Source organism: Dyella sp. 01N36, from assembly GCF_056399745.1.
The window spans coordinates 1-12,108 of record NZ_JBFTRY010000108.1 but is presented as its reverse complement, the minus strand read 5'-3'; the positions used below and the strand labels follow the sequence as shown (position 1 = coordinate 12,108).

Here is a 12,108-nt window from a genome sequence, read left to right as displayed (position 1 = left end):
CTCTTTCGCCTGCTCGGGAATCTGCTTTTCCACCAGCGGGGTGCGTACGAAGCCGGGGCAGATCACGTGCGAGCGCACGTTGTGCGCGGCGCCTTCCTTCGCCAGCGTGCGCGCCAGACCCAGCAGGCCGTGCTTGGCGGTGACGTAGGCGGACTTGAGCTTGGAGGCTTCGTGCGAATGCACCGAGCCCATGTAGATGACGGTGCCGCCGCGGTYGTCCTTGTACATGTGCTTGAGCGCGGCCTTGGTGGTGAGRAAGCCGCCRTCGAGATGGATGGCMAGCATCTTTTTCCAGTCGGMGAAGGCGAACTGCTCGATCGGATTGATGATCTGCACGCCGGCGTTGGAAATGAGGATATCCAGGTGACCAAACTGCGCGACCACCTTGTCGGTGCCGGCGTTGACGGCGTCTTCGTTGGTCACGTCCATCGCGATGCCGATGGCCTTGCCGCCTGCCGCATTGATCTCGTTGGCCGCTGCGTCGGCCGCTTGCTGGTTGATGTCGGCGATGGCGACCGCCGCACCGTTCTTCGCGTAAAGCTCTGCAATGGCCTTGCCCAGCCCACTGGCCGCGCCAGTGATGAGTGCCACCTTGCCGTCGAGACTTGCCATAACCACTCCTGTCGATGGGGAACGGGGAAAGCAGAAACGGTTGTCAGGCTGTCACAGCCTGGGGTGTGCATCCATAAGACGAATGGACCGCGTGTCTTTTATTCCGTCATTCCGGCGTAGGCCGGAATGACGAGCGGGTCCTATCGCCTCAACGCACACCTTCCGACAGATAGGTATAGCCGGTGAGACCTTCATTCAATGTGACAAACAACTGCTCCGCTGCGGCACCTTCGACACCCGCCGCCGCGATACGTTCGCGGTAGCTGCGACGCAGGGCTTCCAGGTCGTAACCGACGTAGTCGAGCATCAGGTCGGTGGTGTCGCCTCGGCGCTTGTGCGCGAAAACATACGAATCGCCGTCGACGCGCACATTCACCGCGTCGGTGTCGCCGAACAGGTTGTGGATGTCGCCCAGCGTCTCCTGATAGGCACCGACCATGAAGATGCCGAGGCGATAGCTTTCGTCTTCTTTCAGGGCATGCAACGGCAGGCTCACGTCCACACCTTCGGCGTCGACATAGTCATCGATGCGGCCGTCGGAGTCGCAGGTGAGATCGACGATCACGCCGCGACGCGTGGGCTCTTCGTCCAGTCGCGCGATGGGCGCGATCGGGAAGATCTGGTCGATGGCCCAGATGTCCGGCACCGATTCGAACACCGAGAAATTGGCGAAGTACTTGTCGACCAGTTTCTCGTCGAGTTCGTCCATGGCCTGTCGATGCGAGCGCTCGGCCGGCAGCAGGCGCGTGCGCACGGCATTGGCGATGGCGTAGTACATATCGTCCAGATGCGCGCGGTGTTCGAGGTTCAACTGACCCAGCGAGTACAAGGCCTGGCCTTCGGCAAGATGATGTTGGGCTTCATGGAACAGCTCCAGCGCCGGGCGCGTGTCGAGCTCGGCCCAGGTTTCGCGCAAGCGGCGCAGCACGGCCGGTTCGTGGTCGTGCGCGTCGGGGATATTGCCCTCGGGCACCGGCTCCACTTCGGTCACGTTGACCACCATCACGGCGTGGTGCGCGGTCATGGCGCGGCCGGCCTCGGTGATGATGTGCGGCGCGGGCAGGTTTTCTTCCGCCACTGCTTCGGCCAGCGACTGCACGATGGTGGAGGCGTACTGCTCGATCGAGTAGTTGATCGAGTTGTGGCTGCGCGAACGCGAGCCTTCGTAATCCACGCCCAGGCCGCCACCGACGTCGACGATGTCGAGTGGCACGCCCATGCGCTTCAATTCCACGAAGTAACGCGTGGCTTCGCGCATGCCATTGGCGATGTCGCGCACATTGGAAATCTGCGAGCCCATGTGGAAGTGCTGAAGCTTCAGCGTGTGCTTGAGCTGGGCCTGGTCCAGGCGCTCCACCAGGGTCAGCACCTGGCTGGGCGACAGGCCGAACTTGCCCTTGTCGCCGCCGGTGTTCTGCCACTTGCCGGCACCGATGGAGGCCAGTCGCACGCGCACGCCGAGCAGCGGCTCGACGTTGAGCGCCTTGGCTTCGGTGAACACGTGATCAAGTTCGGAAAGTTTTTCGATCACGATGTGCACGCGCAGGCCGAGCTTGAGGCCGATCAGCGCGAGACGGATGTATTCGCGATCCTTGTAGCCATTGCAGATCACGATGCTGCCCGGGCGCGCCATCGCCAGCACGGCCATCAGCTCGGGCTTGGAGCCGGCTTCCAGACCAAAGCCGTGTTCGCCGGCGGCCACCAGCTCGCCGGCGACGCCGCGCTGCTGGTTCACCTTGATCGGATAGACGGCCGTATAGCCGCCTGTGTAGTTCCATTCGCCGATGGCTTTGGCGAAGGCGTCCTGCAAACGCTTCAAACGATCGGCGAGGATGTCGGGAAAACGTACGAGCAGCGGCAGGCGCAGGCCTTCGGCGCGGGCGCGATCGACGATGACCGGCAGCGACAGCGCCGGGCCGGTGGCGCCCTTGGGACGCATCACGATATGGCCGGCTTCGTTGACGTCGACATAGCCATCGCCCCAGTGCGGAACGGCGTAGGTATGACGGGCAGCGTCGATGTTCCAGTGCTTCGACATGGAGGGCTCCTTGTTTTACGGGTGTAACACCCTGGACATGTCGTCGCAGCGGCGAGCCTTGACGAAACAAAGTCAGCCGGGCCGGAAGCCTCGCACGCCGCGGGGCCGCGGCTGACCTGGCGTACCGCGGGCGGCTAAGCGCGGCGGTACGGACGGCTATTGTAACGGCCTCTTGTGACAATGTGCCGAAGATCCGGGCATCTGCGGGCACCCCAGAGACCCCGTTCGGCTACAATTACGGATTCTTTGAACCCATCTTTTCGTCAGGAACATCCCCATGTCGCAGCATCCCAGCTGGTTCACCGAAGCCCACCAGGCCTCCGGCTCCTCCATCGGCTACCGCGTGGAGAAGCTGCTGCACGCCGAGAAAACGCCGTTCCAGACCATCGAGATCTACCAGACCACCGACTGGGGCAACCTGATGGTGATCGACGGCTGCGTGATGCTGACCAGCCGCGACAATTTCCTCTATCACGAAATGATGACGCACCCGGCCCTGTTCACCCATGCGCGCGCCAAGCGCGTGGTGATCATCGGCGGCGGCGACTGCGGCACGCTGCGTGAAGTGCTCAAGCACGAGGAAGTGGAGCACGCGGTGCAGGTGGAAATCGACGAGCGCGTGACGCGCCTGGCCGAGCAGTATTTCCCGGAACTGTGCGACTCCAACAACGATCCGCGCGCCGAGCTGCTGTTCATCGACGGCATCAAGTACATGGCCGAAGCCGAGCCCGAATCGCTCGACCTGATCATCGTGGACTCCACCGACCCGGTCGGCCCGGCCGAAGGCCTGTTCAACGCGGCCTTCTACAGCAGCTGCTACAAGGCCCTGCGCCACGGCGGCATCCTGGTGCAGCAGTCCGAATCGCCGATTGCGCACCTGGAGCTGATCAAGTCGATGCGCTCGGCCATGCGTACCGCCGGCTTCAGCGCGGTGAAGACGCTGCCGTTCCCGCAGCCGTGCTACCCCACCGGCTGGTGGAGCTGCACCATGGTCCGCAAGGGTGGCGATCTGGCCGGCTTCCGCGAGCGCGGCGCACTGAGCAAGAACTTCCCGACCCGCTACTACAACGCCGATATCCACAAGGCGGCGCTGGCCCAGCCGGAATTCATGCGCGAAGCACTGGGCGAGTAAGTTTTGCCGGTTCCCCGAACCCGGTGCGGCAACGCACCGGGTTTTTTCGTTTCTGGACCCGCTTAGAACAGCGTCTGGCGCGCCTTGGGCATCAACACCAGCACCAGCGTGGCCAGCGGCCCGAGCACCAGCGACAGCAGAAACCACAGCAGGCCGCTGCGGTTCTTGCCCTGGGCGAGGCCTGCGTTGATCAACGCCAGCGTGCCCCAGCCCACGAACCAGGGCGCCGCACGGCCGTCGGCCAAAAAGGAAATGTCGTTCACGTGGTTTTCTCCTGTGCTGCGCAGGATGACGTATCACCCCGGGGCGTCGCGAAGCGGCCATGCTAACAAGCTGGGACGCATTCTCCCGCCCGTCGCGTCCAGCGGATCAGGCGAGCTTAATCCTTGGACGTTATCCTGATTGTTGGCTCAGTGTAAGGACTACTCGATGCTTGGACGGCGCTTCTTCACATTTGCCCTGCTGCTGGCCGCGGCCTGTGACCCGGCTTTGGCGGCCAAGGCCCCCGCAAAAACGCCGCCCGCTGCCACGGATGCCACCTCGCCCGCCCGCCGCCAGGCGCTGCTGCAATACCAGAAGGATCTGGTCAGCGTGACCGCCCCGCAGGCCGATCCGATCCCGCTGATGGGCGCCGCCTTGCTGGCCCGGCCCCTGTCGGACCAGCCGGATTTCAACAGCTACCACACCCTGATCGACCGGGCTGCGGCCGCCCAGGGAGCCGGCCCGGAGATCAGCTGGGCCCGCCTGAGCGACTGCGACGCCAAGGCCTCGGACTGTCCCAACGCCGACGCCGTGGCCAAGCTGGTGCAGCAGGCGCCGGACAACGCGGCCGTGTGGCTGCTCAAGCTGGGCCAGGACCTGYGCGACGGCAAGAACGACGACGCCCGCCAGGATCTCGCCAAGGCGGCCGCCGCAAAGATTTACGACGACTACACCGGGGCGACGCTGAAGGCGTTGTCGAGCACGGTGACCGTGCTGCCGCCGCCCACCAACGTGGTGGGACCACTTTCGGCCACCAATGGGGCCGACGTGCAGCTGACCCTGGTATTCGGTCTGGCCGAAGGCCAGCCGCAGCCTGCCCTCCAGGCCACCGCCCGCCTTTGCGAAGAGAACGCCGACAAACCCCAGATCAAGGCGGATTGCCTGACCCTGGGCAAACTCTTGGAATGGGGCTCGAGCCCGCTGGCCCGTTCCCTTGGCCTGCATCTGCGCGAAGTACTGGCCGACGATGCATCCCAGCAGGAAGACGCCAAGCGCCTGCGCCGCAACCTGGTGTGGCAGGTGCAGAGCTTCTCCCAGCTCTCCGTGCGTGCCAAGGGCGATACCGCCGTGGCCCAGCATCTGCTCAAGCTGGCCCGCTCGGGCGGCACCCAGATGAGCCTGGTGCTCACCGCCTTGCACGACTACAACATGCCCGTCGATGCGCCGTCCGAATGGGAGCCGACCAAGGCCGGCTGATCGCCACGCCGATCCAGGCAACGCCAGCCCTGCAGAAGGACACTCATGCTTGCGTCGACGCCCCGGCCATCGTGTAGGCTGGGGCCCGGCTTGGACACTGGGGCGGCATCATGCTGACGGTACTGGTAGCAAGCAGCAAAGGCGGTTGCGGCAAGAGCACGCTGGTCACGCAATTGGCCTCGCACTGGGCGCAGGATGGCAAGCACACCGCCATCGTCGACGCCGACCGGCAGAAGTCTGGTTTCCGCTGGGCAGCCAATCGCCCTGACAACGTCCCCGGCGTTCTGGCCGTGGAAGGCGGCCGCCGCTCGATGGAAAAACTCCCTCCCGATACGCAGCGCGTACTCATCGATACGCCGGCGGGCTCGCAGGAAAAAGACCTGGAGCCCTATCTGGAGAAAGCCGACATCGTGCTGGTGCCGGTGCTGCCGTCAACCTTTGACCTCGATGCCACGTTCGGCTTTCTCGAGGAACTCAAGCAGATCAATCGCGTCAAACGAGGCAAGTTGCCGGTGGGCCTGGTCGGCAACCGCCTCAAGCCGTGGACCAACGCCAGTCAGGACGCGATGTCGCAGCTGTCCGAGCAGGCGCCGTTTCCGCTGGTGGCGCAGTTGCGTGACAGCCAGGCCTATGTGCTGCTGACGGCTCTGGGCAAAGGGATCTTTGATTACGGGTCGGAAAACGTGCGTAGCCATCAGGAAGACTGGAAACATCTGCTCCGCTGGATCAAGCGCCAGCACTGAATGGTCTAACCGTGATCCGGTGCGGCCAAACGGTGCTCTGTTCTGCTCAGCGAGGGTGGCATGATGTCCAGCAAGTCGGCGAGGTGGGAGGCGCGGCGTTGCGCAGGCGGTTGGCCTGGGCCCGTCGAGCATCGCGACCCGCGGGCCCACGGAAGCAGTGGCCCTGTCACTGCGTAGTACAGCGTATTACCAGGAGCCAACCATGCACGAACTCATCCTGTTGCGTCACGCCGAAGCTCAGCCGGCTCCCACCGGCGGCGACGACCACAGCCGGCGCCTGAGCGGACGCGGGGAGCAGGAAGCCAAGGCCGCCGGCAAGTGGCTGGCGTCGCACGGCGTGAAGCCCGACCGCGTGCTGTGCTCGCCTTCCGAGCGTACGCGCGCCACGGCGGCGCTGGCCCTGGCCGCGTACAGCTACGTCCCGGTCACCGAGTTTGCCGACGACATCTACGACGCCACGCCCGGCGAACTGCTGGCCCTGCTGGACCAGCACGGCGATGCCGGCACGGTGGTCCTGGTCGGCCACAATCCCGGCATCGAACGGCTGGTGGCGCTGCTGGTCGAAGGCCGTTCCGACGAATTCCGCGGCATGCCGCCCGCGGCCCTGGCCGTGCTTCATCTCGATGGCGCACTTGAACCCGGCAACGCCCGCCTGGATGCTTTCTGGTCCCCATGAGTTTGCCGTACGTCAGCTGCTGTCTTGTGCTGTTGTTGCTCACCCTGCTGCCGGCACAAGCAGCGGATTACCGCATCGATCCGGCCCGCTCGCATGCCGACTTCGGCGTGAAGCTGTTCTGGCTGACCCAGCTCAACGGCCGCTTCCAGGAGATCGATGGCGACGTCACGCTCAGCAGCCTGCACGACACCGCCGTCGTCGACGCCCATATCACGGTGGAGAGCATCCACATGAACTCTGACCGCATCCGCCGCTGGGTGTTGGCGCCGGAGTTTTTCGATGCGTCGCGTTTTCCTTCGATCCATTTCGTGTCCGAACCGATTTCGCTCGCCATGCTGGAGAAAGGCGGCGACCTGGACGGCGAGCTGACCATGCGCGGCGTCACCAAGCCGGCGCATTTCGAAGTACTGCCCTCGCACTGCCCGCTCGACTTGCCGCAGCAATGCGTGATCTCGGTGCGCGGCACCATCCAGCGCAGCGATTTCGGCATGAGCAACCATCGCACGGCCATTTCGGACCAGGTGCAACTGGGCATGATGATTAGTCTGGATTACGCCGCGCGTTCAGCCAACACTGACTGAGTGCGCCGCGGTCTCCCGTATCATCGCGGCATGCGCCAACGCTGGATCGCCGTCTCCTTTGTGCTTGTAGCGATCCTGATCCTGTCGGGATGCAGCGTCTCGCCCTCGCGCATCCGACGCGCCGACGACGCCGTCGCCGCGGGCGTGGAGCGCCAGCTCAATTGCGGCCATCCCGACCACTGCGCCATCGCCTCGCCGCTGCTCGATGCCGCGCATCAGGCGATCAGCGATTCGACGCCCGACGAGCCGGTGCACGTGGTCACCCTGCTCAACGACAGCGAGGCGGCGATGGTCGCGCGCCTCAACCTGATCCGCGCCGCCCAGCACAGCATCGATGTGCAGACCTACATCTGGGACCAGGACGATGCCGGCCAGCTGGTGCTGGACGAACTGATCAAGGCGGCGCGACGCGGCGTGAAGGTGCGCATCCTTGCCGACCAGCTGTTCTCCTTCGGCGACCCCGTGCTGCTGGAACGGCTGGCCACGGTGCACGAGAACCTCCAGGTGCGTCTGTACAACCCGACCTTCCATGAGGCGCAGACCTCGGTGGTGGAATTCAGCGCGAGCATCGTGTGCTGCTTCATGACGTTCAACCAGCGCATGCACAACAAGCTGCTGCTGGTGGATGACACGATCGGCATCACCGGCGGTCGCAACTACCAGGACCGCTATTTCGACTGGGACAACGACTTCGACTACGTCGATCGTGACGTGATGGTGGGCGGACCGGCCGCACGAGAGATGGCCTCGAGCTTTGCGACGTTCTGGAACCACAAGCGCTCCACGCCGCTGACCCACCTGCGCGACGTCAACCACTATCTGCTCGACGACTTCCATCCCGGCCCCTTGCCGGAACCGCGCTATGCGCATCCGCAGCGCGTGGCACGCGTGGTGGAGGAAGCAGGCGACACCGACTGGATCGACGACGTGCTGGTGTCCGACACCTTGCGCACCGGCCGCGTCGATTATTTCAGCGATCTCCCGGCCAAGACCGACGAGCCCGGCAAGCGCAGCGCCCACGAATTCACCACGCACCTCATGCGCATGGTGGGCTCCGCGCAGCACGAAGTAGTGCTGCAGACGCCGTACCTGGTGATGAGCGACCGGGCCAAGGCGATTTTCGAACGGCTGCACCAGGGCGACTCGCCACCGCGCATCGTGGTGTCGACCAACTCCCTTGCCTCGACCGATGCGTTCGCGGTGTATGCGCTCTCGTACAAGCACCGCAAGCGTTATCTCAAGGATTACGGTTTCGAGATCTACGAGATGAAGCCGCATGCGGCCGGTCCGGCCGAGGACAACGCCGATGCCGCGGCCGATGAAGGTCCCCCCCCGCTTGCCCAAGGCGGCACGCAGGCGCGCCACCGGGTCGGCACGGAGCGCGGCCTGCTCGGCAGTCGCAGCACCGCGCGCCGCAACCGCCCGGCCCCGCTGACCACGACCGGCCGCCGCTTCGGCCTGCATGCCAAGTCGCTGGTAGTCGATGACGATTTCGCCATGGTCGGCTCGCACAATTTCGATCCCCGCTCGGATCACTACAACACCGAGGCAGGCGTGATCGTCTACGACGCCCGTTTCGCCAGCGAGTTGCGCGACAGCATCCTGCGCGACACGCAGCCGGAGAATGCATGGGTGATCGCAAAGCGAGAGCAGAGCAGCCTGAGCATGGCGATCGGCGATTTCTCCGCCAGCCTGCCGATCTTCGACCTGTGGCCGTATCGCTACGCCACCAGCTATGACCTCAAGGCCGGTTGCATACCGATGCGGCCCAGCGATCCGGCCTTTCTCAGCTGCTATACGCCGGTGGGCGATTTCCCCGATGTCGATGTGTCGCCGAAGCTGATCTATACGCGGTTGATTACGGCGTTTGGTGCGGGCGTGCAGGGCGTGCTGTAGCGCGAGACCTCATCTGTGGGAGCGCACCCTGTGCGCGACAACCCAACCACGAGGCAATCATCGATGCCGCAGTCGCGCACAGGGTGCGCTCCCACAGGAGACGGTGTTGCCTGGAGCTGATCGATACTCTCGCGAAAGCGTGCAGAGCGTGCCGTAACCCGGAATCTCTCGTTGTAAGAGCACCCTGTGCGCGACAGCCCCACGGTGCGGCGAACATCGAGGCCGCAGTCGCGCACAGGGTGCGCTCCCACAGGAGGCGGCGTTGCCTGGAGCTGATCGATACACGCCCGAAAACAGCGTGCAGGGCGTGTTGTAACCCGGAACCTGTTTTTGCAGGAGCGCACTTGTGCGCGACAGCCCCAGGGCGAGGTACCCATCAATGCCGCGGTCGCGCACAAGTGCGCTCCTACAAGGGTGCGGCTGTCGGGGTGTCGTCGAAGCGCATGACCAATTGGCCCATCAGACCGTTGGGGTGGTCGCCGGGGACGGCGAAGCGCCAGCGCGTTGCGGTACGCAATGCGCGGTCGTCGAGGCCTGCGTTGCCGCTGGATTCGGCTACCGCTGCCTGACCCACGCGGCCTTCGCCATCGATGCTGAGCTTCAACACCACGCGCCCGCTGGCGAAGACAGCGCGCTGCAGCCATGGCGTCGCCAGTGACGGCATGTCGATGGGCGTGAGCGTGGGCAGCTCGTCGGTGGTCCGCGCTGCTGCAGCCACGATGCGTGTACGTGCAGTCGTGGTCGGAGCTGCAGGTTCGCGTGCGGCCGGTGCGCGTGTATGACGGCGCAGGATCCGGCGGACTTTGTCGCTGCTGGCGGACGCTGCGCCTGCCGGGCCTTGCCAGTCGCCGGTGAACGTGCTGAGCCATGCCGTGCCCGCCACGCCGATCGCCAGCGCGAGCAGGCTCAGGCAGACGGTGGTGCGCAGTCGAAACATCGCGATGAGCGGGCCGAGCGGATCGCTCAGCGTTCGAGGATGGCGGTGACGCCCATGCCGCCGGCGGTGCAGATGGAAATCAGGCCACGCCCCGAACCTTTCTGCTCAAGCAGCTTGGCCAGCGTGGCGACGACGCGCGCACCGGTGGCCGCGAACGGGTGACCGGCGGCGAGGCTGGAACCATTGACGTTGAGCTTGGCCGGATCGATCGCACCCAGGGGCTGGTCGAGGCCGAGACGGTGCTTGCAGTACTCGGCGCTTTCCCATGCACGCAGCGTGCACAACACCTGGGCAGCGAATGCCTCGTGGATTTCGTAGAAGTCGAAATCCTGCAGGCTGAGTCCATGGCGCGCCAGCATGCGCGGCACCGCGACGGTCGGCGCCATCAGCAGGCCTTCGCCATGCACGAAATCGACCGCAGCCACTTCCGCATCGCGGAACCAGGCCTGCACGGTCAGGCCGCGCTTGCTCGCCCATTCCTCGGTGCCCAACAGCACGGCGGCAGCGCCATCGGACAGACCGGTGGAATTGCCTGCGGTGAGCGTGCCATGGCCGGAGCTCTTGTCGAATGCCGGCTTGAGTGAGCCGAGTTTCTCCAACGTGCTGTCGGGACGCAGGAAACCGTCGCGCTTCAGGCCGCGGAACGGCACCACCAGATCCTCGAAGAAGCCGGCGTCATAAGCCGCGGCGAGCTTGCGGTGGCTGTCCAGCGCGAGTTGATCCTGCGCCTGACGCGCGATATGCCACTCCTTGGCCATCTTCTCGCAGTGGTCGCCCATCGACATGCCGGTGCGCGGCTCGGCCACGCCGGGGAACGCCGGCTTGAGTTCCTTCAGCGAAAAACCCTGCGTGGCGGTGCGCAGCTTCTCCTGCCAGGTCTTGGCACGGTTGACCGCCAGCAGACGCTTGCGCAGGCGCTCGCCCAGCACGATGGGTACGTCGCTGGTGGTATCCGAGCCGCCCGCAATGCCCGCTTCGATCTGCCCGGTGGCGATCTTGTTGGCAATGATGATGGCGTTGTCCAGCGAGGTGCCGCAGGCGCGGGCGGTGGTGATACCCGGCGTGGTGGGCGCCAGTCCCGAGGACAGCACCGCTTCGCGCGCCAGGTTCCACTCGGAGGCGTGCTTGATCACCGCGCCCATGGCCACTTCGCCCAGCTCCACGCCGTGCAGGCCGTAGCGTTCCACCAGGGACCCAAGCACTTTCACCGACATGCCGAAGTTGCCGACATCGGCGTAGGCGGTGTTGTTGCGGCAGAACGGGATACGTACACCGCCGATCACACCGACGCGCTTGAGCGTGTTTTCCATGGCTGGAGCAGTCCGAAGAGCCGAGTCGTCAAGGCTAACCCGCCCCGGCATGCCAAGAAAGTCCAAAATGCCTCAAATGCTAGAATCCAGTTCTTTGCTGTTCGGGTTCGTCAACCGTGGAAGCACAAACACTCGTCGCCCTCCCCGTGGTCCTCGCGTTGGAGCTTTCCGCCGGTGACACGCCCTCGCACCGTACGCTGAGCCGCGATGAGGCCGCCGAACTGGCCGCGCTGGTCGCCGCCGACCTGCACACGCTGGTGCCCCAGGTGGACGAGGCCCGCCTCGCCCTGGCCGGGGCCCTGTTCGACGCGGTGGAACTGCTGCGCCCGGGTTTCCCGGTGTGGACCACGCTGGACGAGCTGGCCCGGCGCGTGCCGCGCGGCCATCTGGAGAACGTGGTGGCCTTCGGCACCCACGAGGGCCACATGCCTGCCCAGCCGCTGGAACCCGAAGCCGCCTTTGCCGATGGCCCGATGCGCCTGCTGCCGATCTCGCTGCTGGCGCCCGAAGCGCTGGCCGAGAGCCTCTCGGAAAAGCTCGAAGTGGAGCTGGTGGGCCGCGGCGAAGCCGGCGCCCGTACGGCGGACTGGCTGATGCGCACGTTTGGCGTGCGGCTGGAACACGCGCGCTACCTGAGCCGCAACGACCTGCTCGCGCTCACCTGCGTGCAATACGAACACGTCAACCTCGCGCCGCTATGGAGCCTGCTCGAGGCCGCCCTGCTC

General features: G+C 65.2%; 11 protein-coding genes and 1 pseudogene. 7 read left to right on the top strand and 5 right to left on the bottom strand.

Features of this window, described 5'->3' with window-relative positions:
* Positions 1-612: 3-hydroxybutyrate dehydrogenase (locus AC1DMG_RS15175; RefSeq protein ID WP_477180711.1), on the bottom strand; the 612-nt coding region annotated here is incomplete at its 3' end.
* 148 nt (positions 613-760) lie between these two features.
* The gene (gene speA / locus AC1DMG_RS15170) at positions 761-2,650 is read right to left on the bottom strand and encodes a biosynthetic arginine decarboxylase (RefSeq protein WP_441601703.1); all 1,890 of its coding nucleotides are present in this window, start codon (positions 2,648-2,650) and stop codon (positions 761-763) included.
* Between the two features lie 277 nt (positions 2,651-2,927).
* On the opposite strand from speA, the gene speE reads away from it, so the two are divergent.
* On the top strand, positions 2,928-3,782 hold the full coding sequence (gene speE / locus AC1DMG_RS15165; RefSeq protein ID WP_121883865.1) for a polyamine aminopropyltransferase: 855 nt from the start codon (positions 2,928-2,930) through the stop codon (positions 3,780-3,782).
* 62 nt (positions 3,783-3,844) lie between these two features.
* Here speE and AC1DMG_RS15160 read toward each other — a convergent pair whose 3' ends face one another.
* Positions 3,845-4,045, bottom strand: a complete 201-nt coding sequence (locus AC1DMG_RS15160) for a hypothetical protein (RefSeq protein ID WP_046971974.1) — start codon at positions 4,043-4,045, stop codon at positions 3,845-3,847.
* Positions 4,046-4,211: 166 nt separating this feature from the next.
* On the opposite strand from AC1DMG_RS15160, the gene AC1DMG_RS15155 reads away from it, so the two are divergent.
* The 5 genes from AC1DMG_RS15155 (at position 4,212) to AC1DMG_RS15135 (ending at position 9,136) form a co-directional block, all read left to right on the top strand.
* Complete coding sequence (locus AC1DMG_RS15155; protein ID WP_477180710.1) at positions 4,212-5,240, top strand: hypothetical protein; 1,029 nt, start codon at positions 4,212-4,214, stop codon at positions 5,238-5,240.
* A gap of 110 nt (positions 5,241-5,350) precedes the next feature.
* Entirely contained in the window at positions 5,351-5,983 is a 633-nt protein-coding gene (locus AC1DMG_RS15150) for a ParA family protein (protein WP_046971972.1), read from the top strand.
* A 202-nt stretch (positions 5,984-6,185) separates the two neighbouring features.
* Positions 6,186-6,659 (top strand): SixA phosphatase family protein, encoded by a 474-nt coding sequence (locus AC1DMG_RS15145; RefSeq protein WP_441601705.1) that lies wholly within the window; start codon positions 6,186-6,188, stop codon positions 6,657-6,659.
* Positions 6,656-7,240, top strand: a complete 585-nt coding sequence (locus tag AC1DMG_RS15140; RefSeq protein ID WP_441601706.1) for a YceI family protein — start codon at positions 6,656-6,658, stop codon at positions 7,238-7,240. Before AC1DMG_RS15145 ends, AC1DMG_RS15140 begins: the two co-directional genes overlap by 4 nt.
* A gap of 30 nt (positions 7,241-7,270) precedes the next feature.
* Complete coding sequence (locus AC1DMG_RS15135; protein WP_441601707.1) at positions 7,271-9,136, top strand: phospholipase D-like domain-containing protein; 1,866 nt, start codon at positions 7,271-7,273, stop codon at positions 9,134-9,136.
* Between the two features lie 406 nt (positions 9,137-9,542).
* Here the strand turns inward: AC1DMG_RS15135 and AC1DMG_RS15130 are convergent, their stop codons facing one another.
* Complete coding sequence (locus tag AC1DMG_RS15130) at positions 9,543-10,073, bottom strand: energy transducer TonB (protein ID WP_441601708.1); 531 nt, start codon at positions 10,071-10,073, stop codon at positions 9,543-9,545.
* A gap of 26 nt (positions 10,074-10,099) precedes the next feature.
* Positions 10,100-11,383: an acetyl-CoA C-acetyltransferase gene (locus AC1DMG_RS15125; protein WP_441601709.1), complete on the bottom strand. Its 1,284-nt coding sequence runs from the start codon at positions 11,381-11,383 to the stop codon at positions 10,100-10,102.
* Between the two features lie 116 nt (positions 11,384-11,499).
* Here AC1DMG_RS15125 and AC1DMG_RS15120 point away from each other — a divergent pair.
* Positions 11,500-12,108: pseudogene (locus tag AC1DMG_RS15120) on the top strand (hypothetical protein); the annotation flags it as partial.

Bases quoted from the DNA above. Each gene is read 5' to 3' on its own strand.
- speA (WP_441601703.1), bottom strand. From the start codon at position 2,650: ATGTCGAAGCACTGGAACATCGACGCTGCCCGTCATACCTACGCCGTT.
- speE (WP_121883865.1), top strand. From the start codon at position 2,928: ATGTCGCAGCATCCCAGCTGGTTCACCGAAGCCCACCAGGCCTCCGGC.
- AC1DMG_RS15150 (WP_046971972.1), top strand. From the start codon at position 5,351: ATGCTGACGGTACTGGTAGCAAGCAGCAAAGGCGGTTGCGGCAAGAGC.
- AC1DMG_RS15145 (WP_441601705.1), top strand. From the start codon at position 6,186: ATGCACGAACTCATCCTGTTGCGTCACGCCGAAGCTCAGCCGGCTCCC.
- AC1DMG_RS15140 (WP_441601706.1), top strand. From the start codon at position 6,656: ATGAGTTTGCCGTACGTCAGCTGCTGTCTTGTGCTGTTGTTGCTCACC.
- AC1DMG_RS15135 (WP_441601707.1), top strand. From the start codon at position 7,271: ATGCGCCAACGCTGGATCGCCGTCTCCTTTGTGCTTGTAGCGATCCTG.
- AC1DMG_RS15130 (WP_441601708.1), bottom strand. From the start codon at position 10,073: ATGTTTCGACTGCGCACCACCGTCTGCCTGAGCCTGCTCGCGCTGGCG.
- AC1DMG_RS15125 (WP_441601709.1), bottom strand. From the start codon at position 11,383: ATGGAAAACACGCTCAAGCGCGTCGGTGTGATCGGCGGTGTACGTATC.